General features: G+C 59.4%; 19 protein-coding genes and 2 tRNA genes. 15 read left to right on the top strand and 6 right to left on the bottom strand.

Annotation, left to right across the window (positions count from 1 at the left end; all coding sequences use genetic code 11):
* Positions 1 to 10 precede the first annotated feature (10 nt).
* From C2E15_RS13300 to C2E15_RS13280, 5 genes are all read left to right on the top strand, one after another.
* Positions 11 to 238 carry a YgdI/YgdR family lipoprotein gene (locus C2E15_RS13300; protein WP_104957791.1) on the top strand — a complete coding sequence of 76 codons (228 nt, stop codon included), beginning with the start codon at positions 11 to 13 and terminating at the stop codon, positions 236 to 238.
* A gap of 283 nt (positions 239 to 521) precedes the next feature.
* On the top strand, positions 522 to 1691 hold the full coding sequence (dacD, locus tag C2E15_RS13295; protein ID WP_245912272.1) for a serine-type D-Ala-D-Ala carboxypeptidase DacD: 1170 nt from the start codon (positions 522 to 524) through the stop codon (positions 1689 to 1691).
* 351 nt (positions 1692 to 2042) lie between these two features.
* Entirely contained in the window at positions 2043 to 3071 is a 1029-nt protein-coding gene (locus C2E15_RS13290; protein ID WP_104957789.1) for a MerR family transcriptional regulator, read from the top strand.
* Positions 3072 to 3290: 219 nt separating this feature from the next.
* Positions 3291 to 4349: an FUSC family protein gene (locus C2E15_RS13285; RefSeq protein ID WP_104957788.1), complete on the top strand. Its 1059-nt coding sequence runs from the start codon at positions 3291 to 3293 to the stop codon at positions 4347 to 4349.
* A gap of 159 nt (positions 4350 to 4508) precedes the next feature.
* A complete protein-coding gene (locus tag C2E15_RS13280; protein WP_038629950.1) occupies positions 4509 to 4841 on the top strand; it encodes a DUF496 family protein in 333 nt (110 codons plus the stop codon).
* 235 nt (positions 4842 to 5076) lie between these two features.
* Here C2E15_RS13280 and C2E15_RS13275 read toward each other — a convergent pair.
* A tRNA-Asn gene (locus C2E15_RS13275) sits at positions 5077 to 5152 on the bottom strand.
* A 188-nt stretch (positions 5153 to 5340) separates the two neighbouring features.
* Here C2E15_RS13275 and C2E15_RS13270 point away from each other — a divergent pair.
* The gene (locus C2E15_RS13270; RefSeq protein ID WP_104957787.1) at positions 5341 to 7170 is read left to right on the top strand and encodes a DNA/RNA non-specific endonuclease; all 1830 of its coding nucleotides are present in this window, start codon (positions 5341 to 5343) and stop codon (positions 7168 to 7170) included.
* Between the two features lie 45 nt (positions 7171 to 7215).
* On the opposite strand, the gene C2E15_RS13265 is transcribed toward C2E15_RS13270, so the two are convergent.
* The gene (locus C2E15_RS13265) at positions 7216 to 7857 is read right to left on the bottom strand and encodes a TetR/AcrR family transcriptional regulator (protein ID WP_104957786.1); all 642 of its coding nucleotides are present in this window, start codon (positions 7855 to 7857) and stop codon (positions 7216 to 7218) included.
* Positions 7858 to 7988: 131 nt separating this feature from the next.
* The gene (locus C2E15_RS21395) at positions 7989 to 8264 is read right to left on the bottom strand and encodes a hypothetical protein (RefSeq protein ID WP_146108550.1); all 276 of its coding nucleotides are present in this window, start codon (positions 8262 to 8264) and stop codon (positions 7989 to 7991) included.
* An 84-nt stretch (positions 8265 to 8348) separates the two neighbouring features.
* On the opposite strand from C2E15_RS21395, the gene C2E15_RS13260 reads away from it, so the two are divergent.
* Positions 8349 to 9089 (top strand): hypothetical protein, encoded by a 741-nt coding sequence (locus C2E15_RS13260; protein ID WP_104959180.1) that lies wholly within the window; start codon positions 8349 to 8351, stop codon positions 9087 to 9089.
* A gap of 72 nt (positions 9090 to 9161) precedes the next feature.
* Here the strand turns inward: C2E15_RS13260 and C2E15_RS13255 are convergent.
* Positions 9162 to 9237 (bottom strand) — tRNA-Asn (locus tag C2E15_RS13255).
* Between the two features lie 496 nt (positions 9238 to 9733).
* Between C2E15_RS13255 and C2E15_RS13250 the strand changes: the two genes are divergently transcribed.
* The 3 genes from C2E15_RS13250 (at position 9734) to C2E15_RS13240 (ending at position 13248) form a co-directional block, all read left to right on the top strand.
* The gene (locus C2E15_RS13250) at positions 9734 to 10654 is read left to right on the top strand and encodes a sugar ABC transporter substrate-binding protein (RefSeq protein WP_104957785.1); all 921 of its coding nucleotides are present in this window, start codon (positions 9734 to 9736) and stop codon (positions 10652 to 10654) included.
* A 61-nt stretch (positions 10655 to 10715) separates the two neighbouring features.
* Positions 10716 to 12200 carry a sugar ABC transporter ATP-binding protein gene (locus C2E15_RS13245; protein ID WP_104957784.1) on the top strand — a complete coding sequence of 495 codons (1485 nt, stop codon included), beginning with the start codon at positions 10716 to 10718 and terminating at the stop codon, positions 12198 to 12200.
* Positions 12201 to 12213: 13 nt separating this feature from the next.
* Positions 12214 to 13248, top strand: coding sequence for an ABC transporter permease (locus C2E15_RS13240; protein WP_104957783.1), 1035 nt, complete (start codon positions 12214 to 12216; stop codon positions 13246 to 13248).
* A gap of 168 nt (positions 13249 to 13416) precedes the next feature.
* On the opposite strand, the gene C2E15_RS13235 is transcribed toward C2E15_RS13240, so the two are convergent.
* Entirely contained in the window at positions 13417 to 14730 is a 1314-nt protein-coding gene (locus tag C2E15_RS13235) for a CitMHS family transporter (protein ID WP_104957782.1), read from the bottom strand.
* Positions 14731 to 15283: 553 nt separating this feature from the next.
* On the opposite strand from C2E15_RS13235, the gene nac reads away from it, so the two are divergent.
* The 5 genes from nac to C2E15_RS13210 all read left to right on the top strand — a co-directional run bounded on the left by nac (position 15284) and on the right by C2E15_RS13210 (position 21046).
* Positions 15284 to 16201, top strand: coding sequence for a nitrogen assimilation transcriptional regulator NAC (gene nac / locus C2E15_RS13230; protein ID WP_104957781.1), 918 nt, complete (start codon positions 15284 to 15286; stop codon positions 16199 to 16201).
* Positions 16202 to 16367: 166 nt separating this feature from the next.
* Entirely contained in the window at positions 16368 to 17324 is a 957-nt protein-coding gene (gene cbl, locus C2E15_RS13225) for an HTH-type transcriptional regulator Cbl (RefSeq protein ID WP_104957780.1), read from the top strand.
* A 68-nt stretch (positions 17325 to 17392) separates the two neighbouring features.
* Positions 17393 to 18214, top strand: a complete 822-nt coding sequence (locus tag C2E15_RS13220) for a GNAT family N-acetyltransferase (protein ID WP_104959179.1) — start codon at positions 17393 to 17395, stop codon at positions 18212 to 18214.
* Positions 18215 to 18285: 71 nt separating this feature from the next.
* The gene (locus C2E15_RS13215) at positions 18286 to 20082 is read left to right on the top strand and encodes a thiamine pyrophosphate-requiring protein (RefSeq protein WP_104957779.1); all 1797 of its coding nucleotides are present in this window, start codon (positions 18286 to 18288) and stop codon (positions 20080 to 20082) included.
* A gap of 121 nt (positions 20083 to 20203) precedes the next feature.
* Complete coding sequence (locus tag C2E15_RS13210) at positions 20204 to 21046, top strand: oxidoreductase (protein WP_104957778.1); 843 nt, start codon at positions 20204 to 20206, stop codon at positions 21044 to 21046.
* Between the two features lie 63 nt (positions 21047 to 21109).
* Here the strand turns inward: C2E15_RS13210 and C2E15_RS13205 are convergent, their stop codons facing one another.
* Positions 21110 to 23293 carry a putative bifunctional diguanylate cyclase/phosphodiesterase gene (locus tag C2E15_RS13205; protein WP_104957777.1) on the bottom strand — a complete coding sequence of 728 codons (2184 nt, stop codon included), beginning with the start codon at positions 23291 to 23293 and terminating at the stop codon, positions 21110 to 21112.
* Between the last annotated feature and the right edge of the window lie 184 nt (positions 23294 to 23477).

Below are 23477 nucleotides of genomic sequence, written 5' to 3'. Positions count from 1 at the left end.
GGAGGTTATGATGAAAAAGAGCGCATTATTAGCATTTGTGTTTGCCGCAGCCCTGCCGCTGGCGGGATGTTCCAGCAGTAACTACACCATCCATACTAACGATGGACGCACTATCGTCAGCGATGGCAAACCGAAAGAAGACAACGCTACCGGTTTGATTAAGTACAAAGATGCCAACGGCAACGAGCAACAGATCAACCGTGCTGACGTAAAATCAATGACGGAAATTCCGCACTGATTTTTCTCACAACGCTATCCGCGAAAGCCGCCCCTCCGGGCGGCTTTTTTATGGCGCTCACACTTCATCGGGCAGCGTGGCGCCGTGGCGGCGCGCCAGCCGCTTGACGTCCGGTAATCATTATGGCGGCCAAATCGCCGGCACGGCGGCGTAACGGCGATAAAATCAGCAGATTATTCGGTGTTAAATTCATAATTTCTTGCAATTTATTAAGCAAAAACGCGGCTCATTCCCGTAAAACAACGGCCTCATTGAATTTATGTTTACGACCGAGGGTGTTCCGTTGAAAAGGCGTCAGCTTGCAAGTTTTACTGGTTTACTATTTTTAGCTCTACAGGCCCATGCTGATGAAGCAGCCGTCTCTTTTCCGCTGACGCCGCCGCCGGTCGACGCTGCCTCCTGGGTCTTAATGGACGCCACCACCGGTCAGGTGCTGACTGAAGGCAACGCGGACGAAGAACGTAACCCTGCCAGCCTCACCAAGCTGATGACCGGCTACGTGGTCGACCGCGCTATCGATCGTCATCGCATCAGCCGTGACGATATGGTCACTATCGGCCAGGATGCCTGGGGCGCCGGCAATCCGGTATTCAAAGGCTCCTCACTGATGTTCCTGAAGCCGGGCGAAAAGGTGTCAGTACGCGATCTCAGTCGCGGCGTGATTATCGATTCCGGCAACGACGCCTGCGTGGCCCTGGCCGATTATGTCGCGGGCAGCCAGGACGCTTTCGTGAAAATGATGAACGAGTACGCGTCCAGGCTGGGTCTGGAGCATACTCACTTTGAAACCGTTCATGGTCTGGATGCGCCGGGCCAGCACACCACCGCGCGCGATTTGGCGGTGCTTTCCCGCGCCATTATCAGCGGCGAGCCCGATTTCTATCAGATGTATAGCGAAAAATCGCTGACCTGGAACGGTATCACCCAGCAAAACCGCAACGGCCTGTTGTGGGATAAAAACCTGCATGTCGACGGCCTGAAAACCGGCCATACCGAAAGCGCCGGCTTTAACCTGATCGCCTCCAGCCTCGATGGACGTCACCGCCTGATTGCGGTGATCATGGGCGGCAAAAGTCCGAAAGGACGTGAGGAGCAGGCACGCAAGCTGCTGATCTGGGGCAATAACAATTTCGATACCGTCCAGCTGTTCCACGCCGGCAAGGCGCTGGGCAAAGAGACCGTTTGGTACGGTAATCCGCATCAGGTCGAGGTCGGCACGACCGAAGATATTTACCTCTCGCTGCCGCGCAGCGCGATGCAGAGCATCAAGGCGAAATATGTGATCGACCGTAAGGATCTCGAAGCGCCGCTGAAGCAGGGCGAGAAGGTGGGTTCTATTCAGGTGATCGATAAAGATAAGGTGCTGGCCAGCTATCCGCTGATGACATTAAACAAGGTGGAAGAGGGCGGCATCGTCACTAAAGTGGGCGATTATCTGAAACAGAAATTCTAAGCTAATGGCGGAGGCGCACCGTGCGCCTCCGCGGTTAATATCATCGCTTTTTTTACCGGCCACTGGGTAAGTGCCGCTTTTGCCTTGCCGCGCGCCGCGCGTTTGACGTTGCCTTTGTTACCTTTTGCCTTCATTGCCTTCATTGCCTTCATTGCCTTCATTGCCTTCGTTCCGCTCTTTTGCCATGCGCCGCGCTCTGCTTTCCGCGTTTTGGCTCACGTCACGCTTTGTCACCGCCTCACGTCGCGCTTCACCCATTTCCCTTCGCGCATGCTCTTTTTTTCATACAAGACTTGACCCTCACGCCGCGTTAGCCTTTAGCCTTAGTCATCGTTGAGCAAGGAGAGAGTGATGTTATTGAAAGCCGGAGAACTGGCGCGCAGAACCGGCGTAACGGTACGCGCGCTGCACTATTACCACAGCATCGGGCTGCTGGTGCCCACCACGCGCAGCGAAGCGGGCTACCGGCTCTACAACCGTGACGATATCCGGCGCCTGCATCAGATCCAGGCGCTGAAGCGGCTCGGCGTGCCGCTGGCGGAGATCGGCGCGCTGCTGAACGATGACGCGCTCTCCTTACCGCAGATCCTGACTCAGCAAATCACCGCTCTCGATCGCCAGCTGGCGCAAATGCAGCAGCTGCGTCAGCGGCTTGGGCAGCTGCATCAGCAGTTAAGCCAGGGCGGCGAACCGGAGCTGACGGACTGGCTAACCACCTTAGAGATGATGACGATGTACGATAACTATTTCAGCGCAGAAGAACTGAAACAGCTGCCGTTTTATCAGGCGGATGCCGAACGCGAAGCGGAGTGGCAGCAGATGGTGCAGGAACTGCTGACGCTACAGGATGACGGCGTCGCGCCGGCATCGCCCCAGGCGCAGCAGCTGGCGCGGCGCTGGATGCGCACGCTGGAGCGCGATACGGCGCACAATCCGGCCTTTTTACAGCGGCTGACCACCATGCATCTGGCGGAGCCGGCGATGCAGCAGCAGACCGGCATTACGCCCTCGATGCTGGAGTACATTACGCGCGCCTTTGCGGAGAGCAAGCTGAGCATCTTCCAGCGCTATCTGGCGCCGCAGGAGTTCGCCTTTGTGCGCGCGCACTACTTTGACCGCATGCAGGAGTGGCCGGCGCTGGTGGCACAGCTCAACGACGCGATGCAGCGCGGCGTGGCGCCGGATGCGGCGGAGGCGCGGGCGCTGGGCGCACACTGGCTGGCGTTGTTTCGCTCCTACGCCAGCGATGATCCGGCGATGCAGGCAAAAATCCGCCAGGCGATGCAGCAGGAGCCGCAGCTGACAGAGGGCACCTGGCTGACGCCGCCGCTGTTAGGCTACCTGCATGCAGCCGTAGCGGCCAGCCTGCACGCCGGCTGATGCCTCAGCGCCCGCCTGCCTGTCGGCCGGCGCGCGTGGGTATCGCTGCGCGGTGGCGGAGGCAGGCATTCAGAAGATAATGTTTTCAGCACGTTAACTGACGTTTGCATAATGGTTAAATAGAGCCAAAGTGCGGCAAAATATAGACGAAAGTCTCATCTGCGCCGCTGCTTCAGGTTATGATATCGGCCCTATTTTCAGGCAAACCGGAGAAGATCGTTGCGTCCTGATAAGCCGCTTTCAGCCATCGAGTTCAGCATTTACCGTCACTACCGCATCGTCCACGGCGTGCGTATCGCGCTGGGCTTTGTTCTGACCTTTCTGCTGGTGCGCCTGTGCAATATTCCCGAAGGCAGCTGGCCGCTGATCACCCTGGTGGTAGTGATGGGGCCGGTCTCCTCCTGGGGCAACGTCTTTCCGCGCGCGCTGCAGCGCATTGGCGGCACAGTGTTCGGCTCAATCTCCGGGCTTATCGCGCTGAAGCTGGAGCTGATCTCGCTGCCGATCATGCTGGGCTGGTGTACGCTGGTGATGTTTATCTGCGGCTATCTGACGCTGGGCAAGCGGCCCTACATGGCGCTGCTGATCGGCATTACGCTGGCAGTGGTGTGCGGCGCGCCGGCGGGGGATATGACCACTGCTCTGTGGCGCGGCGGCGATGTGATCCTCGGATCGCTGCTGGCGCTGCTGTTTACCAGCGTCTGGCCGCAAAAGGCCTATATCCACTGGCGCATCAAACTCTCTGACTCCCTCTCATCGCTGGCGAAAATCTACCACGCCGGCTTTTCGCCGAACCTGGTGGAAAAGCCACGTCTCGATAAGCCGCTACGTCGGGTGCTGACCGACGTGGTGCGTATGCGCGCGCTGCTGGAACCTGCCAGCAAAGAAACACGCATTCCCAAATCGGTGCTGGAAGGCATCCAGACCACGAATCGCAATATCCTCTGCACGCTGGAGCTGCAGATCAACGCCTGGTGGTCATCGCGCGCCAGCCACCTGATCCTGCTGAATGCATCCGCGCTGCGCCGCACGCAGCAGATGACGGAAAACACCTTCAAGGCGCTCGCCGAAATGTTGATCAGCGGCAACACCGATCGGATGGCGGCCAATCATCATGAGCTGGCGGAGATCACACGCGAACTGCGTCAGCTGATTGCCGAAAACAACAGTGACCAGCTGGTAGAGACGCCGATTCACGGCTATGTCTGGCTTAGCCTGGAGCTGGCGAAGCAGCTGGAGCGTCTCTCCGATCTGATCCGGCTGGCGATGCGCAAATAGGCGTTCGGCAATAAGCTGCTGTGGCTACGCGTGATTTCGCGCTAAAATGTGTCTCAGTCCGAATTTGAATGTGAAAATTGCCATCGGCCGCGGCGAAACGCTAAGCTGAGGGCTACGACAATACCGCCTGTTCAGGCAGGCCTAATGAAAGGTGTCAACATGGAAAATGCAAAGCAATCATTTCAGGACGTGCTGGAGTTCGTGCGGATGTACCGTCGCAAAAACAAGCTGCAGCGCGAAATTCACGATGTAGAGAAGAAAATTCGTGACAACCAGAAACGTGTGCTGCTGCTGGATAACCTGAGTGAGTACATCAAGCCGGGCATGAGCGTTGAAGCGATTCAGGAAATTATCGCCAGCATGCGCAGCGACTATGAAGATCGCGTGGATGAGTACATCATCAAAAATGCCGACCTCTCAAAAGAGCGTCGCGAGCTGTCGAAAAAACTGAAAGCCATGGGCGAACATAAAGTGCCGGGCCAGAATCAGTAATCGGCCGTTCTGCCAACTGGACATTGCCGGGCCGCCTTTGCGGCCCGGTTTCGTTTCCGTCGCAGAGTCTTTTGCTGAGCGCCGCCCCGTTTTTCGACGTCCGATAAAACCGGATGCGCGCCAAAAATGGAAATGCAGACAGTTTTGACGCCCGATAAAACAGGGGCGCCGCGGCAAAGAGGGCAACGCGGAAAAGCAAAAAGGCAGATGCGTGAGCATCTGCCTTTTCTGAATTTGGCTCCTCTGACTGGACTCGAACCAGTGACATACGGATTAACAGTCCGCCGTTCTACCGACTGAACTACAGAGGAATCGTGTGAACGGGGCGCATAATATCGAGGGCGCTGAAGGTTGTCAAAGCCTGTTTCGCAAAAAAGCGCTGACTGCTGAAGATTTCAGCAACCCACGGCGCAGCCGTTGAAAGAACCACCGTGTCGGCAGGCGCAAAGCTGACTATGGTTATGGGAGGCGGTTCAACAGCGAGGCGAAAGGGAAGAGAATGACACAGGTGGAAAATCTGGTGCGGCAGCGGCTGACGCTGACCGCCGCGCAGCGTAAACAGAGCGTACAGGCGATCGCCGCAGGGAGGCCGGATGAGGCGGAGCCGGACAGCCGGCGCGCGCAGCGCTACGCGTTTCAACGTCTGACGCAGCAGACGGCGATTATCGGCCCGCAGGCCGATTTTCTGCCGACGCACTTTCTGCAGCTGGGCATGCAGCGCGCCCGGGCGGTTGGACTGGTGCGCGAAGATGGCGTGCCGAAGGGCACCGGCTTTTTAATCGGCGGCGGGCTGCTGCTGACCTGCTTCCACGTGCTGCCAGATCGACAGCGCGCCGCCAGTTACAGCGTAGAGTTTAACTACTGGCAGAATGCGCAGGGCGAGGCACCCGACGCCACGCTTTATCGCCTGGACGCCGACAGCTTCTGGCTGAGCAGCCCGCTGGAGGCGCTGGATTGCACTCTGGTGGCGTTGGGCGAACAACGCGCGGGCGGGGCGGATCTGGCCGAACTGGGGGTGATTGCTTTAAGCGATCGTGGCGACAAACACCGGCTGGGCATGGCGGTCAACATTATTCAGCATCCCGGCGGCGCGCCGCAGCAGGTAGCGCTGCGCGATAATTTCCTGCTGGCGCGCGGCGCGGCGGAGAGCGAGGCGGCCAACGTGCTGCATTACACCGCAGACACCGATGAAGGCTCCTCCGGCGCGCCGGTGTTCAATGATCAGTGGCAGCTGGTGGCGCTGCATCACGGCGCAGCACAGGATGAGAGCGGCACGCCGGTGAATGAGGGCATTCGCGTCAGCGCGCTGGTCGACTGGCTAAAAGGCGAAGCGATACACCTTGATGCGACGGCGCAGCAGCGGCTGATCGCCGCGCTGCGCGGCGAAAGCATTGCCACGCTGACCGCGTCGCGCGCGGCGCCGGATGCCAATTACGCTAACCGCAACGGCTATCAGGCCGATTTTATCGGCGGGCAGGCGGTTTCGCTGGCGCAGATTATCGCGCCCCGGGCGGCGGAGATCGCGCCGCTGCGCTCGGGCGCTACCGGCACCGAAGCGATACTCGATTACCAGAATTTTTCGCTGGCGGTTTGCGCCGAGCGGCGTATCGCCTTTCTTACCGCCACCAATATCGATGGCGCACGCTATATCAATATCAATCGCGACAGCGGCCAGCCGTCGCTGCTGCCGGAAGGCGACAGCTGGTACGAAGATAGCCGTATGGATAGCCGTTACTATCTGGTGCAGGCGTTTTATCGCGAATTCAGCCGCTGGTTCGATCGCGGTCATCTCACCCGCCGCAGCGATCCCACCTGGGGCACGCCGCAGGAGGCGGTCCGCGCCAACAAAGACACCTTTCATTTCACCAACTGCTCGCCGCAGCATTTCCGCTTCAACCAGAGCCTGCAGTACTGGCAGGGCGTGGAACGCTATATTCTGGAATATGGCGTGCTGCAGAGCAAAAAGCAGATTACGGTGCTGACCGGACCGGTGCTGAACGATCAGTGGCGGCAGTATGGCGAAGTAAAAGTGCCGCTGATGTACTGGAAGGTGGTGCTGCGCCTCGGGCCGGATGGCTCGCCGCAGGCGACGGCGCTGCTGGTCAGCCAGGCTAACCTGCTGGATGAGACGCGGCGGGTGATTGCGCGGGCGCAGTCGGACGCGGCGCCGCAGGTGGATGAGTATCGCGTGACGGTCAGCGGGCTGGAGAGCCTGACCGGGCTTGATTTTTCCGCCTTCCGCGCCTGGGACAGCTGGCAGCCGGCGCCGTCGCTGCGCGCCGATCCGCTGCCGGCGGAGCTGATCCTCTCCTGGCGCGATCTGCTCTGATCGCCGCCCGACGGGCCGGTGGCTACCGCGCCCGTCAGCTTTACTTCAACGTTCAGTACGACGCAGATAGCGCAGCGTCGCGGTAACCGCCAGCTGACGGTTACGTTTGATGCTCTCCGCCTCGCTGTTGTCGGGGCTGAACAGGGCGTTAAAGGTATAGCGGTTTGAGACGTGGTGAACGCAGATACTGCTGATCAAACGGTGGACGTCGATCGTCTTCACATCGGCCCAGAACAGGCCCGCCTGCTGCCCGCGCGACAGAATGTCCTGTAGCACGTCCAGCGCGCTGCGGTTCAGTTCCTTAATACGCGGCGACTGGCTGATATAGCGCCCGCGCAGCAGGTTTTCACTGCACACCAGTCGCATAAAATCGGCGTGCGTGGCGTGATAATCGAAACTCTCCTCCACCAGCCGCGTCATCGCCTCTTCCGGCGGCATCGCTTTCAGATTCAGCCCGGTCTCATGCTGGCGGATCTGCTGATAAACCTGCTCCAGCACCGCAATGTAGAGGTTCTCTTTATTGCCGAAGTGGTAAACCACCATGCGTTTAGTGGTCTGTGCGTTCAGCGCGATCTGCTCCAGCCGCGCGCCCTGCATGCCATATTCGGCAAAGGCCTGTAGCGCGCCGTCGAGGATGCGTCTCTTTAACCCTTCGGGATCGTTTTTACGTTTTGTCTGCTCTGCCATCGGTGGCGGAATTCCTGTTGACTAAACCGCTGGCAGGGTAGCGTGTTGCCCGGGCAAAGACAACGCAAGCCGCCGGAAAACGGGACGGTTTGCTTGGTTAAATTATAAAATTTACTTATGTTTTTTTTGGGTTAGTCAGCCGGTCCTGTTATGCGCGCAAAAAAAGCGCCGCGCCCTTTTTTGCCGCCGCGATATTCTGCCGCGCAGCACGCCTCAGTTATGTCTGGCCTTAAAAATTGCCTTTTTGTTTGCTTATCATCACGCGTTGAGAGAGCCGGTTTCCTGTAACAGGGGGCAGAGAAGCGCAGCGGCAAAAAGGGGTTAAGACCAGTCAAAAAAAGATGAAAAATGTTAATAATTCTTATTTTTCTTCGGTTTGTTTCTTTCTGCAGCAGACCTTTTATCATTCAGAAAGCCACCACGGAATAATCAGAAATTTACCGGACGACGCTGAGACGTCGACGCCAGAAATAATTAACGGACAGAATATTATGTCTCTTATTGCCGCTATCGATCCGCACTGCGTGCCTCAGTTATTAGAGGATATGCAAACCCAGGGCTACGCCGTACTGGAGAAAGCTGTCACCGAGGAAGGATTAACGCGTTTTCGTCACTGGGTAGAGCAGGTTAGCGCCGGCTCCGGCCAACGTTACCATGCCATCTTTGGTGATGTGGAAGCCATCGATCGCACGCCGCTGGCGGAGTTGAGTGATAGCGCTGAATTTCGACAGCTGATGCGGCAGCTGGCGGAAACGTCGCTGGGCCGATCGCTGGGCGATCAGCAGATACTGGCAGTGCTGCGCTGCGTGCAGGGGCAGAGCGGCAAAAAGAAATCCAACGCCTTTCACTACGACGCCAGCGTTATCACCGCGCTGCTGCCGGTGGAGATCCCGCAGCAGGGCGAGGCGCGCGGCGATCTGATCCTGTTTCCCAATCTACGGCGCTTTCGCGGCAGCGTGCTGTTTAACGTGCTGGAAAAGAGTCTCCTGCAGAACCCGCTATCGCGCCGCTTGCTGGCCTGGGCTATCCAGCGCGGGCTGATCAAACCGATGACGCTGCATCTGCAGCCGGGCAACATCTACTTTTTCCACGGCTACCGATCTTTTCACGCCAATGGCGCCTGCGATCCCGCTTTCCGCCGCGCGACGGCGCTGTTTCACTTTGGCGATCCGCATCATGGCAGCGTGTTGACCCGTTCTATCGTTAAGGTAAACCGGCTGCTGGCGAAATAGCGCCGCCGCTAAGCCGGTTGCGAACCGCAGAAAGCAAAAAAGCAGACGCCAGGCGTCTGCTTTTTTTAAATCTGGCTCCTCTGACTGGACTCGAACCAGTGACATACGGATTAACAGTCCGCCGTTCTACCGACTGAACTACAGAGGAATTGTCTGAACGGGGCGAATAGTACCTGGCCCTGAAGATGATGTCAAAGCCTGCACCCCGTTTTCGCGCGCGTTTGCTGGCAAAACCAGCAACTGACGCGCAGCTGCTGCTTTTCTAATCTGCCGCGTGGATCCCACTTTAAACGCTTTTCTCCATCGATGTTAGATGCGTGTCAAATTTTTGTTATTTGATAATTTTAAAACGGGCGTTTCAATGCTTTTATGATGAAAATTTCAATTAGGTAAATTATGAAACAAAGAAACCGTTTCGCCACTGCATCATCGCATTCTGCGATAATCGAAACGGGATTTATCAATTAAAACAACCATAAGCGGGCAGTCAGAACAGGAGGAAGCTAAACGCTGGCGCAGCAAGCCGGCATTGTTTTATCGCAGCGAGTGCATTAAAACCCTGGTGATGTTGTGTGAATGTAAAAAATAATTTTCATTCGAGGTACCGGCCCGCCAGCGCAACTTAACGACTACAAGGGTGAGTTATGAAGATGAAAAAAGCGATCGTCGCGTCCATTATCGCCTGTCTGTTGCCCGCCGCCGCGCTGGCGAAAGAGCTTCAGCTTGGCGTTTCGATGGCGCTGTTCGATGACAACTTTCTGACCATCGTGCGCACCGCGATGCAAAAAGAGATGGATAAATCGCAGGTCAACGGCCAGCTGGAAGACGCTAAAGGCGATGTGGCGCAGCAGCTGCAGCAGGTCCAGAACTTTATTGGTCAGGGGGTGGACGCCATTATCGTCAACCCGGTCGATACCAACGCGGTGAAGCCGATTATGGATCAGGCGAGCAAAGCGGGCATCCCGCTGGTGTTTGTTAACCGCCGTCCGCAGGCGGAGCTAAGCGACAAAATGGCCTACGTCGGTTCCGATTCTGAACTGGCGGGCCGCCTGCAGATGGAAGCGCTGGCGAAAGCGATGAATCAAAAGGGTAACGTCGCCATTCTGCTGGGCGATCTGGCGAATGAGGCGACGCGCGACCGCACCCGCGGCGTCGAGGCAGTGGCGGCGAAATATCCGCAGATCAAAATTGTGCAGAAGCAGACCGCGAAATTCATGCGTAATGAGGCGGTGGATGTGGTGAGCAACTGGATGACCGCCGGCGACCCGATCGATGCCATTGCCGCCAACAACGATGAGATGGCAATCGGCGCGCTGATGGCGCTGGGCAAAAACAGCAAGGTCTTGATCGCCGGTGTCGATGGCACTCCCGATGCCTTACAGCAAATCAAAAGCGGCCGGATGATCGCCACCGTCTTCCAGGATGCCAAAGGGCAGGGCGAAGGCGCGGTGCAGACCGCCATCCAACTGGTAAAAGGCGAGAAGGTGCAAAAAAACGTCATGATCCCCTATCAGCTGATCACCAAAGAAAACTATCAGACATTCGTCAGCCGCAACCAAAAATAATCCTTAGCGCTCGCCTGCCGCCGCTCCCGCCGGTGGGCGACGCGCGATACGGAGGTAATGCATGACTGCTTATGCGCTGGAAGCCGAAGGCATCAGTAAATTTTTTCCGGGCGTGAAGGCGCTGGATAACGTCTCGCTGCGCGTCAGGCCCGGCACGGTGCATGCCCTGATGGGCGAAAACGGCGCCGGCAAATCGACGCTGATGAAATGTCTGATCGGCATCTACCGGCCCGATAACGGCACCATTCGCATCAAAGGCGAACCGGTCGCTTTCCAGGATACGCTCGATGCGCTGCGTGCCGGCATTTCGATGATTCACCAGGAGCTGAACCTGGTGCCGTGGATGACGGTGGCGGAAAACATCTGGCTGGGACGCGAACCGGTGAAGTATGGCCTGGTCGATCAGCGTCAGCTTAACCGGCAGACCCAGGCGCTGTTGAACCGGCTCAATATCCGCTTGCAGGCGGAGCAGATGGTGGGCGATCTGAGTATCGCCAGCCAGCAGATGGTAGAAATCGCCAAGGCGGTCTCCTGGGATGCCGACGTGGTGATCATGGACGAGCCAACCTCCGCGCTCACCGAGGGGGAAGTCGGCCACCTGTTTACCATTATCCGCGACCTGCGCGCCCAGGGAAAAGCGATCATTTACATCAGTCATAAGATGGATGAAATCTTCGCCATCACTGATGAGGTCAGTATCTTTCGCGATGGCGGCTGGGTTGGCAGCGACAGCACCAGCCGCTATACGCGTCAGTCGCTGATCGCCCAGATGGTGGGGCGCGAACTGACGCAGCTGTTCCCGAAATTCAACAACGCCATCGGCGAAGAGGTGCTGACGGTACGTCGCCTGTCGCGGCGGGGCGCCTTCGATGAGGTCAGCTTCAGCGTGCGGCGCGGCGAAATTTTAGGCGTCGCCGGGCTGGTGGGCGCCGGACGCAGCGAAGTGATGGAAAGCCTGTTCGGTATGGCGCCCGCCGACAGCGGTGAGGTGTTGATCGACGGGGTGCCGGTTGCGATCGATTCGCCCTCAACAGCGATTGAAAAGGGCATGGCCTTTCTGACGGAAGATCGCAAAAAGTCCGGGCTGTTTCTGGTGCTGTCGGTGCTGGAGAACATGAGCATCGTCAATATGCCGGAGTACAGCAGCCGCGGCGGCTTCGTCAGCCATGTGCAGATGGCGCAGGACTGCATGGAGCAGATCCGGCGGCTCAATATCAAGACGCCGACCATGGATCAGATTATCAATAACCTCAGCGGCGGCAACCAGCAGAAGGTGCTGATTGCGCGCTGGCTGCTGGCGCAGCCCAAAATCCTGATCCTGGATGAGCCGACGCGCGGCATTGATGTCGGCGCGAAGGCGGAAATTTATCGGCTGATCAGCGAGCTGGCCAACCGTGGCGTGGCGGTCATTATGGTCTCTTCGGAGCTGCCGGAAATTCTCGGCATGAGCGACCGGGTGATGGTCATGCATGAAGGGCGCATTACCGGCATCCTCAGTAAAGAAGAGGCCGATCAGGAAACCATTATGTCGCTGGCTTCTGAGTGAAGCGGGAGGATCTATGAGCAACGTTAAGATAAGCACGCAACAGCCGCAGCAGGCGCGACCGTCATCGTTGGGCCAGCTGCGCGGTCGGCTGCCGAAAGATACCGGCATCTTTATCGTGATGCTGGGCATTGCGTTGATTTTCGAACTGGCGGGCTGGTACGTGCGCGATCAATCCTTCCTGCTGAATACCAACCGGCTGGTATTGATTGTGCTGCAAGTGGCCATTATCGGCATTATCGCGGTTGGGGTGACGCAGGTGATCATTACCACCGGTATCGATCTCTCCTCCGGCTCGCTGATCGCGCTGACGGCCGTGGTGGCCGCCAGCCTGGCGCAAACGTCCGACAGCCTGTCGCCGATGTACCCGGCGCTGGTGGATCTGCCCGCCGCAGTGCCGATTATCGCCGGCATTGGCGTCGGCACGCTGTGCGGCCTGATTAACGGCGTGCTGATCACCAAAACCGGCATCCCGCCTTTTATCGCCACGCTCGGCATGATGGTGTCGGCGCGCGGCCTGGCGCAGTATTACACCCAGGGCAACCCGATTAGCTTTCTCTCCGACGGCTTTACCGCCATCGGGCAGGGGGCGATGCCGGTGGTGATCTTCCTGGTGGTGGCGGTGATCTTCCATATTGCGCTGAAACATACCCGCTACGGCAAATATGTCTACGCCATCGGCGGCAATATGACTTCGGCACGCGTTTCCGGCATCAATGTTAATAAGTATCTGGTGATCGTTTATACCATCGCCGGCGGGCTGGCCGGGCTGGCCGGCGTGGTGCTGGCGGCGCGCGTCAGCACCGGCCAGTCGAGCATGGGTCTTTCCTATGAGCTGGACGCCATCGCCGCGGCGGTGATCGGCGGCAGCAGCCTGATGGGCGGCGTGGGACGCATTACCGGCACGCTGATCGGTGCGGTGATTCTGGGGCTGATTAAAAGCGGCTTTACCTTTGTCGGCGTTGACGCCTACGTGCAGGATATTATCAAAGGGGCGATTATCGTTGCGGCGGTGTCGATTGATATGCACCGCAACCGGAAAAAACGCTAGCGGCAGCGCCGCGCGCCGCCAGCAGGGCCGGGGCGGGACAAGCTTTGCGATGGGGTGTCGCTGTTCTGCCCCTGTCTGACCAGGCAACCCCCTCATATAAACCACCCTCCTGCGCTTCAGGCTCGGGAGGGATAAGCGCTGACAGGCGGCCGCCAGACCGCCTGCGCCTTAAGCGTGATAGAACGGGAAGGCGCCAAACAGAATGCCGCCCACCAGCAGCGCCATACTCACCAGAATCCCCCATTTGATCGCGAAGCGCTGATGATCGCCGATATCGACCTTGGCCAGGCCGACCAGCAGATAGACCGACGGCACCAACGGGCTAAGCAGATGGAACGGCTGGCCGATAATCGAGGCGCGCGCAATCTCCTCGGCGCTGATGCCGTAGCCGGCGGCGGTCTGTGCAATCACCGGCAGAATGCCGAAATAGAAGGCATCGTTAGACATAAAGAAGGTAAACGGCAGGCTGACCACTGCGGTAAATACCGCGAGATAAGGCCCGAAGCTATGCGGGATCACCGCCAGCAGGCTTTTCGCCATCGCATCCACCATACCGGTGCCGGACAGAATGCCGGTAAACACCCCGGCGGCGAAAATCAGTGAAGTCACCGCCAGCACGTTTGCCGCATGAGCGCCGATACGCGCCTTCTGCTGCTCCAGCGACGGGTAGTTCAGCATTACCGCAATCGCGAACGCCAGCATAAACAGAATATGGATTGGCATCAGGCCCACCACCAGCAGCACCAGCAGCGCGGTGGTAAGAATGAAGTTGGGCCAGAACATTTTCGGCCGACGATTGGCGGCGCACTCATCTTCGTCGCCCTGTCCAAGGCTGATCGATTCAAGATGATGGCTTTCCATGGTCATAATGCCAAGACGACGGCGTTCGCGGATGCCGAACAGCACCGCCATGCCTACCAGAGTAAAGCAGGCGAGCAGCATCGCCGGGATCATCGGAATAAAGATATCGAGCGCGTCGATGCGCAGCGCCGCCGCCGCGCGCGCGGTAGGGCCGCCCCACGGTGAGAGGTTCATAATGCCGCTGGCAAGGTTAACCAGACAGGTCATCGCCAGCACATTCATCCCCAGACGCTGGTAGAGCGGTAAAAAGGCCGCGACCGCAATCATATAGGTGGTAGAGCTGTCGCCATCGAGCGAGACCAACAGCGTCAGGATGGCGGTGCCGACCAGCACCTTCAACGGATCGCCGCGCACGATTTTTAAAATCAGGCGCACCAGCGGATCGAACAGGCCGGCGTCGATCATCAGTCCGAAGTAGAGGATTGAGAACGTCAGCATCACGCCGGTCGGCGCCAGCGTTTTCACGCCGTTTAGCATCATCTCGCCCAGGCCATGCCAGTAGCCGCCAATCAGCGCAAACAGCGTCGGCACAATAATCAGCGCAATCAGCGCCGACATCCGCTTGGTCATGATCAGATACATGAAGCAGATCACCATCGAAAAACCCAGCACAGTCAGCAAAATTCTTTCCTTTTGAAGTAGAGGGAACAGAAAGCGCAATACCGCTTGTATAGCGTGGCGAGGGTGCGCCCGGTATGACGTAGAGTTATCAATCCATCGCCGGGAGGCGAAAAAGGTTAACTAAGTAATAGTTTCATTTGAAATAACCCGCTGTTTTTCAAATTATTTTGTGAAATAAGGTAATAACATAAATTTTACATTTACCACGCGGTAAACCGGAGAAAGTGACAGGGCTCATGTTTTGATCGGTACGGCATAATGGTTTTGTGACTCCGATCCGCAGAAACGTGGCGGCAGCCGCTGCACGGCGCGCACGCAGCGGCTGCACGCTATTGGTGCAACGCGACTGACCACGCCCGGAACGGTAAAGATGTCGGCGGGCTTTACCCCGGATGAGGTAATCAGTTTCTCTTATTTTATCGGCAGTTAAAGGGGGGAGCGGCGTTCAGGTGCGCCGTGGAAAAAAAGTGGCCTGCATATTGCAACTTCTCATCCCAGCGGCGCTAAGCGCGCACTCTATCTACAGCATGCGGGGATCCGTGACGGAGGCAATATGAACTTAAGACGGCTGAAATACTTTGTGAAAATCGTCGATATCGGCAGCCTGACCCAGGCGGCGGAAGTCCTGCACATTGCGCAGCCGGCGCTGAGTCAGCAGGTCGCCACGCTGGAAAACGAGCTGGATCAGCAGCTGCTGATCCGTACCAAACGCGGCGTCACGCCCACCGAGGCGGGCAAAATCCTCTATGCCCACGCGCGGACTATTTTGCGTCAGTGCGAACAGGCGCAGGCGGCGGTAAGCAACGTCGGGCTGACGCTTAACGGCCAGGTCTCTATCGGTCTGGCGCCGGGCACTGCCGCCTCGTCGCTGACCATGCCGCTGCTGCAGACAGTGCGCGAGCAGCATCCCGATATTCTGGTCTATCTGCATGAAAACAGCGGCAGCTCGTTAAATGAAAAAGTGATGAATGGTCAGCTTGATATGGCGGTGCTGTACGACCGTACGCCGACAGCAGGCATCACCAGCACGCCGCTGATGAAAGAGGAACTTTATCTGGTGGGCGCCAGCGATGCGCCCGGCGCGGCGGTGGATCTGGCCGACGTGGCGCAGATGAACCTCTTTCTGCCGCGCGACTACAGCGCGGTACGCAAGCGGGTAGATGAAGCCTTTTCCCTGCGCCGCCTGAGCGCGCGCATTATCGGCGAAATCGAATCGCTCTCCACGCTGACCGCCGCCGTATCCAGCGGCATGGGAGTTACCGTGCTGCCAGAATCGGCGGCGCGCGCGCTGGTCAACGCCACCAACGGCTGGATGGCGCGCATCAACTCGCCCTCGCTTAATCTGCCGCTATCGCTGAATATCTCTTCACGTCTGCCGCTATCGCCGTCGGCGCAGGCGGTGAAAACTATCCTGTTGTCGCTGCTGAACCGGCCGATGCCGGAAGCGCGTGAACTGATGCTGGTTAGCTGACTGCCGTTTCCTTTCCTTTCAGGCGCACCCGGTGCGCCTTTTTCATGCCTGCCGCCGCCCCTCTTTATCACTTAATCGCATAACAAACCGTTTTTTATTATTTGTTGCTATCAATCCACCTGCATAACATAAAGGCAACATTGACCGGAAGAGAAGGAGAGGCGCTATGAACTTTCAACAGCTTAAAATTATTCGTGAAGCTGCACGCTGTGAATTTAACCTGACGGAAGTGGCGAATACGCTCTTTACCTCTCAGTCCGGCGTCAGCCGCCATATACGCGATCTGGAAGATGAGCTGGGCGTGGATATCTTTGTGCGGCGCGGCAAGCGGCTGCTGGGGATGACGGAGCCGGGCAAAGCGCTGCTGACCATTGCCGAGCGCATTCTCGACGAAGCGAGCCGGGTGCGACGGCTGGCGGATGTCTTCACCAACGAAACCAGCGGCGTACTGACCATTGCCACCACCCATACCCAGGCGCGCTACAGCCTGCCGAAAGTGATTAAAGCCTTCCGCGCCCTCTGGCCGCAGGTGCGACTGGAGCTGAATCAGGGCTCGCCGCAGGAGATCGTCGCCATGGTCAGCGCCGGCGAGGCGGATATCGGCATCGCCAGCGAGCAGCTGGTCAATCAGCCGTCGCTGGCCGCCTTTCCGTGGTTTAACTGGCATCATGCGCTGCTGGTGCCGAAAGGACACGCGCTGGAGCAGGAGAGCCACATTTCGCTCGCCTCGCTCAGCCGTTATCCGCTGATCACTTACCGTCAGGGCATCACCGGCCGTTCGCGCGTTGACCGCGCCTTTCACGCCGCCGGCCTGAAGCCCGATATCGTTCTCAGCGCGCAGGATTCGGACGTGGTAAAAACCTACGTCGAACTGGGGCTGGGCGTGGGCATTCTGGCGGATCAGGCGTGCCAGCTGGAGGCGGATGCAGCGCTGACGCGTATCGACGCGCGTCACCTGTTTGAGCCCAGCACCGTCTGGCTCGCCCTGAAACGCGGGCAGCTACAGCGCAACTATGTCTGGCAGTTCCTTGAGCTGTGCAACGCCAACCTGTCGCTGGAGGAGATCAAGCGTCAGGCGCTGAACACCCAGGAAGAGGAGTCGGCGATCGATTTTCAGATCTAACGCGCGCATTGCCGTCGTTCGTCGCAGCGATTAAGGTGGTTTTTTTCCTTAACAGAACGCGCCTCATTATGAACATACGCACCATGACGCCGCAGGATCTTGACGCCTGTGTGGCGCTGACGCAGGAAGTGAACTGGCCGCACCGCCTTGCCGACTGGCAGCTAATGCTGGCGCTGGGCGAGGGGATCGTGGCGGAACAGGATAGCCAGGTGATTGGCAGCACCCTGTTCTGGCGCTGGGGGGCGCAGCGCGCCAGCATCGGCGTGATTATCGTCGCCGCCGCCGCGCGCGGCCAGGGCATCGGCAGCGCGCTGTTGCAGCAGACGCTGGCACAGCTGACGGGCATGGAACTGCATCTGCACGCCACCGAGGCGGGCGCGCCGCTCTATCGTCGCGTCGGCTTTACCGATACCGACGAGATTATCCAGTATCAAACCCCCTCCCTGATCCCGCCGCTGAGCGCCGGGCCGTCGACGCCAGCGCGCCGCAGCGATCTGCCCGCGCTGGCGCAGCTTGATTATCGCGCCAACGGTTTTCAGCGCCTGCCGCTGCTGGAGCGGCTGTTCGCCGACGGCGCCACGATAAACCTCACGCGCCGGGGCGATGAGCCAACCGGCTTTGCGGTAACGCGGCGCTTTGGCCGCGGCTTCGTCATCGGCCCGGTGATCGCCGCCGACGCCTCAGACGCGCAGCGCCTGATCGTCGAAGCGATGCAGCCGCTGGCGGGCAAATTTGTACGCATCGATAGCCGCCGCTGCTGCGGGCTGGGCCTCTGGCTGCAGGCGTGCGGCCTGCAGGCGGTGGACGCGCCGCTGCGCATGGTGCGTGGCCGCGACTGGCGGCCGCAGGGAATGACCGCCTGGAGCGTGATGAGCCAGGCGATGGGTTAATCGCTGCGGTTGCCTTCTGACGAGGTCGGCTATGCTTAAAGTCTGTGTAATCTGAGAGGGAGAGACAGACGATGGCAATGAAGACCAGCGATTTTTTCGTCCAGCGCCTGAAGGCCTGGGGCGTAACCCGCATTTACGGCTATCCCGGCGACGGCATCAACGGCGTGCTGGGCGCCATTCAGCGCGCCAATAAAAAGGGCGCGGGCATTGAATTTATTCAGGTACGCCATGAAGAGATGGCGGCATTTATGGCGGCGGGCCATGCCAAGTTCACCGGCGAGCTGGGCGTCTGCCTCTCTACCGGCGGCCCCGGCGCCACCCACCTGCTGACCGGCCTGTATGACGCCAAACTGGACCATGCGCCGGTGCTGGCGATCTCGGGCCAGGCGGAAACCACCTCGCGCGCTGCCAGCTATCAGCAGGAGCTAAATCTGGATCGCGTCTTTTCCGACGTGGCGAATTTCGTACAGGAGGCGGCGGCACCGGCCCAGGTCCAGCATCTGGTCGATCGCGGCGTGCGTATCGCCAAAGCGCAAAACGGCGTGGCGGTGCTGATCCTGCCGAAAGATCTGCAGGATGAGCCCTGGCAGGCGCCGCAGCATCTGCACGGCTTTACCCACTCCGGCCCTGGCTACCAGCGGCCGAAAATCGTCCCTTACCATGATGACCTGCTGCGCGCCGCCGAAGTGCTGAATGCCGGCAAAAAGGTGGCGATCCTGATTGGTTCCGGCGCGCGCGGCGCGGCGGTTGAAGTGGTGCAGACGGCCAACGCGCTCGGCGCCGGCGTCGCCAAAGCGCTGCTGGGCAAAGATGTGCTGCCGGACGACGCGCCCTTCGTCACCGGCGCGATCGGCCTGCTGGGGACCAAACCTTCATCAGAGATGATGAAAAATTGCGATACGCTGCTGATGATCGGCAGCGGCTTCCCCTGGACCGAGTTCCTGCCGGAAGAGGGAAAAGTGCGCGGCGTGCAGATTGATATCGATCCGGCGATGCTCGGCCTGCGCTATCCCTGCGAAGTGAACCTGCACGGCGATGCGGCGGAAACGCTGCGCGCGCTGCTGCCGCTGCTGAAACACAAAGAGGACCGCAGCTGGCAGGAAGATATAGCGCGCCAGGTACAGTCGTGGTGGCAGGTGATGGAGGAAAGGGCAATGGCGCCCGCCAGCCCGGTTAACCCGCAGCGAGTGGTGTGGGAGATGTCGCCGCTACTGCCGGAGGATGCCATCGTCACCTCCGATTCCGGCTCCTGCGCCAACTGGTTCGCCCGCGACTATCGGGTGAAGCAGGGGCAGCGCGCCACGCTCTCTGGCGGGCTCGCCTGCATGGGCGCGGCGGTGCCTTACGCGATCGCCGCCAAGTTCGCCTATCCTCACCGACCGGTGGTGGCGCTGGTGGGCGACGGCGCAATGCAGATGAACAACATGGCGGAGCTGATCACTATTCAGAAATACTGGAAGGGCTGGGGCGACGGACGGCTGGTAGTCTGCGTGTTCAATAACCAGGATCTTAATCAGGTCACCTGGGAGCAGCGCGTAATGGAAGGCAACCCGCGTTTCGAAGCCAGCCAGGATATTCCCAACGTTCACTATGCCGCCTTTGCCGAAATGCTCGGCCTGAAAGGCATCTACGTCGACGACCCGGAGAAGCTGAGCAGCGCCTGGCAGGAAGCGCTAACCAGCGACCGGCCGGTGGTGCTGGAAGTGAAAACCGATCCGGAAGTCGCGCCGCTGCCGCCGCATATCACCTTTAAACAGGCGAAAGCCTTTATGGCCTCGATGGTAAAAGGCGATCGCGGCGCCGCGCAGGTGATTGGCGATACTGCCAGCCAGCTGCTCAACGAAGTGTTGCCGGGCAAAAAGAAATAGCCTGAGGCATCAGGCGCTTATTAACGGGCAGCGATGATAACGTCTGCTGCTCGTTAGCCTGGCCGCCTGCGTGGCCGGGCGCTATCTGTGGCAGCAAAAGACCCTGAAAGAGGATAACCGAATGAAGGCAAAAACCCCGGTCTGGCTGATTACCGGCTGTTCAACCGGCTTTGGCCGTGAACTGGCGCAGCAGGCGATTGCACGTGGCTTTAACGTGGTGGTGACGGCGCGCGACGCGCAAAAAGTCGCCGATCTGGTCGAGGGCCATGAGCAGCACGCGCTGGCGCTGGCGCTCGACGTTACCGACAGCGCCACCATCGATCGCGCAGTCCAGACGGCGCTGGAGACATTCGGCGCGATTGACGTGCTGGTCAACAATGCCGGCTACGGCTACCAGTCTTCGGTAGAAGAGGGCGTAGAGGCGGAGATCCGCGCCCAGTTTGATGCTAACGTCTTCGGCCTGTTCGCTATGACGCGCGCGGTGCTGCCGGCGATGCGCCAGGCGCGCAGCGGGCATATCATCAATATCACGTCGGTGGCGGGGCTGATCGGCTTCCCCGGCTCCGGCTACTACGCCGCCAGCAAACATGCGGTGGAGGGCTGGTCTGACGCGCTGGCGGCCGAGGGCGCGCCGCTGGGCATCAAAGTAACCTGCGTCGAGCCAGGGCCGTTCCGCACCGACTGGGCGGGGCGTTCGCTGCATCAGACTGAAAACCGCCTGGCGGACTATGCGGAAACGGCCGGCGCGCGCATGAAAAATACCGCCGGCTACAGCGGCAAACAGCCGGGCGACCCGGCGCGGGCGGCGGCGGCGATGATCGCCATCAGCGAAGAAGAAAATCCGCCGCGTCATCTGGTGATGGGCGCCTTCGGCTTCGAGGCGGTGACCGGCAAGCTACGTGAGCGTCTGGCGCAGATCGAAGCCTGGAAAGAGACCACGCTCGGCACCGATTTTCCTGAGTAAGCGCGATTGCCGATAGCGATAGCGGGTTCATGCCCGTCTGACGCCGTAAGGCGGGATGCGTTTTTATCCCGCCTTACGTTTTTCCAGCATCATGGCAATTTTATCCGGCGGCACCGCCTGGCTGAACAGGTAGCCCTGCAGTTGATTGCAGCCCGCTTCCGCCAGCGCCGTCATCTGCCCGCTGGTCTCCACCCCTTCGGCGGTCACCGTCAACCCCATCGCATGACCAAGGCGCACCACCGATTCGATAATCGCCGCCGAATTTTCCGCCACTCCCAGCGACTGGGTGAAGGAGCGGTCGATTTTGATCTTATCCACCGGGAAGTTGCTCAGGTAGTTAAGGCTGGAATAGCCGGTGCCAAAATCATCCAGTGCGATGCGAAAGCCCGCCTCGCGCAGGGCGATAATGATCGCGCGCGCCTCGCGCTCATCCTCTATCAACACCCCTTCGGTGATCTCCAGCTCAATGCCGCGCGGATCGGCGCCTTCTGCCAGCACAATCTCTTTAAAGCGCTGCACAAAACCGACGGCGCGGAACTGCAGTGGCGAGACATTGACGGCGATGGTCAGCGCCGGCCAGCGCAGCGACACGCGGCACGCCTCGCGCAGCACCCATTCGCCGATCTGTAAAATCAGCCCGGTCTCTTCGGCGATAGGGATAAATTCAGAAGGGGCGATGGCGCCGCGCTGCGCATGATGCCAGCGCAGCAACGCTTCAAAGCCGACAATGTCATGGCCGCCGACATCCATCAGCGGCTGATACCAGACTTCCAGCCCCTGATGCTGCTGCAGCGCGATGCGCAGATCGGCGGCGATCTGCTGCCGTGTCTGCACCGATTCATCCATGGCGCGCGCAAACAGGCGATACTGGCCGCGCCCTTCGTTTTTCGCCTCGTAGAGCGCGATATCCGCTTTACGCATCAGCTCCTGGCGATCCAGACCATCGCGCGGCGCCAGCGCCACGCCGATGCTGGCGCCAACCCAGGCCTCGCTGCCCAGCAGCAGATAAGGCTCACCCAGCGCGATGATGATCCCTTCACACAGTGCGTCGACTGCGGCGAGATCGTCGATATCCTCCATCAGAATAACGAACTCGTCGCCGCCGATGCGGCCGACGGTATCGCTTTCGCGCAGCAGCGTCGCCAGACGGTGCGCCACTTCGATAATCAGGTCATCGCCCGCGTGGTGGCCGTAGGTATCGTTGACATTTTTAAAGCGGTCCAGGTCGATCAACAGCAGCGCCAGCGGCTTATGGCCGCGCGCCGCGCGCGCCAGTGCCTGCGTCAGGCGCTCCTCTACCAGCGCGCGGTTAGCCAGCCCGGTCAGCACATCGTGAAACGCCAGATGCTGCGCCTGTGCCTCGCTGGCGCCCAGCCGCAGCATCGACTGCGCCAGCCGCAGCCGCAGGCGCCACAGGCGAAACATCATCACGGCACAGACCAGCGTAGTGATCAGTAACACCGCCGCCATCAGCGGCACCAGCAGCGTCAGCATCTGGCTGCCGGGCTGTGCCGGCTGCCAGGCAAAATGGCCGGCCGACGGGCCAAGGCGTGATATCAACGGGAAGCTCGCCTGGCCGGCGGGCGTCGGCGCGTCGGCGATATAGTGCAGCCCTGCGATCAGGCTGCGTTGCGCCAGCGCATTCAGAAAGCCGTCGTCGAGGTATTTGATGCTCACCAGCCGATACCCGCTTTCCGCCGCATCGGTGCCAATATCGCCGATCGCTACCAGCGCCGCGCGCTGCCCAATACGCGTGAAATCAACCATATCGCCGGCACCGTTGCCGTGCAGCTGCGCCTGGCGGCGCAGCCAGGGTGCCAGCGGCGCCTCAAAGCCGGACCAGCGCTGGCTGGCGACAGGCTGGCCGTTCTGCCAGCTCGCCAGCACTCTGGCCTGCGGATCAAGAATAAAAATGTCCTGATGACCAAACATCTCATAAAGCCAGTGGCCGACGTTATCATCGAGCCAGCGCCTGTCGATTGCCGGCTGCTGCAACAGCTGGCCAAACGGCGGCCAGTTGGTCAGGCTGTGCAGCTGGCGCTGATGTTCCGTCATGCTTTGCGCAAAAGCAGTTTTAATGATGCTCTCCTGCTGCGTCGCCGCTTCGCGATTATTGTGCTTTGCCGCCCACAGCACGCTGCAGGCGGCGGCGCACCAGATGATCGCCAGCACCACCGCCAGCGGAAAAATGACTTCCCGAATAAACTCGCGCCGAAAACTTTCAGGAAGTTGATCTTTATTGAACATTCAGCCACTCGCTTTACCGATCTGTATCCAGTAATTGTGACAGATAAAAAAGAATTTGCGCCCTGTCGCTACTGGCGTAGCGGCAAATAATGTCCGGCAGGGTAAAAGTGTGAGCGGTGTCATTATTGATTAATTTATTTGATGTTTGTGGCGAGGTAGCGGCGCGTACTTAACGCAAATTCAT

The sequence above is a fragment of the Mixta gaviniae genome (assembly GCF_002953195.1).
Classification (GTDB): domain Bacteria; phylum Pseudomonadota; class Gammaproteobacteria; order Enterobacterales; family Enterobacteriaceae; genus Mixta; species Mixta gaviniae.
The sequence above is the reverse complement of the archived record's forward strand: the minus strand, read 5'-3'. Positions and strand labels throughout refer to the sequence as shown.

What these genes read in the sequence shown, in the direction of transcription:
- C2E15_RS13300 (WP_104957791.1), top strand. Translation starts at nt 11, where the DNA reads ATGAAAAAGAGCGCATTATTAGCATTTGTGTTTGCCGCAGCCCTGCCG.
- C2E15_RS13290 (WP_104957789.1), top strand. Translation starts at nt 2,043, where the DNA reads ATGTTATTGAAAGCCGGAGAACTGGCGCGCAGAACCGGCGTAACGGTA.
- C2E15_RS13280 (WP_038629950.1), top strand. Translation starts at nt 4,509, where the DNA reads ATGGAAAATGCAAAGCAATCATTTCAGGACGTGCTGGAGTTCGTGCGG.
- C2E15_RS13270 (WP_104957787.1), top strand. Translation starts at nt 5,341, where the DNA reads ATGACACAGGTGGAAAATCTGGTGCGGCAGCGGCTGACGCTGACCGCC.
- C2E15_RS13265 (WP_104957786.1), bottom strand. Translation starts at nt 7,857, where the DNA reads ATGGCAGAGCAGACAAAACGTAAAAACGATCCCGAAGGGTTAAAGAGA.
- C2E15_RS21395 (WP_146108550.1), bottom strand. Translation starts at nt 8,264, where the DNA reads ATGATAAAAGGTCTGCTGCAGAAAGAAACAAACCGAAGAAAAATAAGA.
- C2E15_RS13260 (WP_104959180.1), top strand. Translation starts at nt 8,349, where the DNA reads ATGTCTCTTATTGCCGCTATCGATCCGCACTGCGTGCCTCAGTTATTA.
- C2E15_RS13250 (WP_104957785.1), top strand. Translation starts at nt 9,734, where the DNA reads ATGAAGATGAAAAAAGCGATCGTCGCGTCCATTATCGCCTGTCTGTTG.
- C2E15_RS13245 (WP_104957784.1), top strand. Translation starts at nt 10,716, where the DNA reads ATGACTGCTTATGCGCTGGAAGCCGAAGGCATCAGTAAATTTTTTCCG.
- C2E15_RS13240 (WP_104957783.1), top strand. Translation starts at nt 12,214, where the DNA reads ATGAGCAACGTTAAGATAAGCACGCAACAGCCGCAGCAGGCGCGACCG.
- nac (WP_104957781.1), top strand. Translation starts at nt 15,284, where the DNA reads ATGAACTTAAGACGGCTGAAATACTTTGTGAAAATCGTCGATATCGGC.
- cbl (WP_104957780.1), top strand. Translation starts at nt 16,368, where the DNA reads ATGAACTTTCAACAGCTTAAAATTATTCGTGAAGCTGCACGCTGTGAA.
- C2E15_RS13220 (WP_104959179.1), top strand. Translation starts at nt 17,393, where the DNA reads ATGAACATACGCACCATGACGCCGCAGGATCTTGACGCCTGTGTGGCG.
- C2E15_RS13215 (WP_104957779.1), top strand. Translation starts at nt 18,286, where the DNA reads ATGGCAATGAAGACCAGCGATTTTTTCGTCCAGCGCCTGAAGGCCTGG.
- C2E15_RS13210 (WP_104957778.1), top strand. Translation starts at nt 20,204, where the DNA reads ATGAAGGCAAAAACCCCGGTCTGGCTGATTACCGGCTGTTCAACCGGC.
- C2E15_RS13205 (WP_104957777.1), bottom strand. Translation starts at nt 23,293, where the DNA reads ATGTTCAATAAAGATCAACTTCCTGAAAGTTTTCGGCGCGAGTTTATT.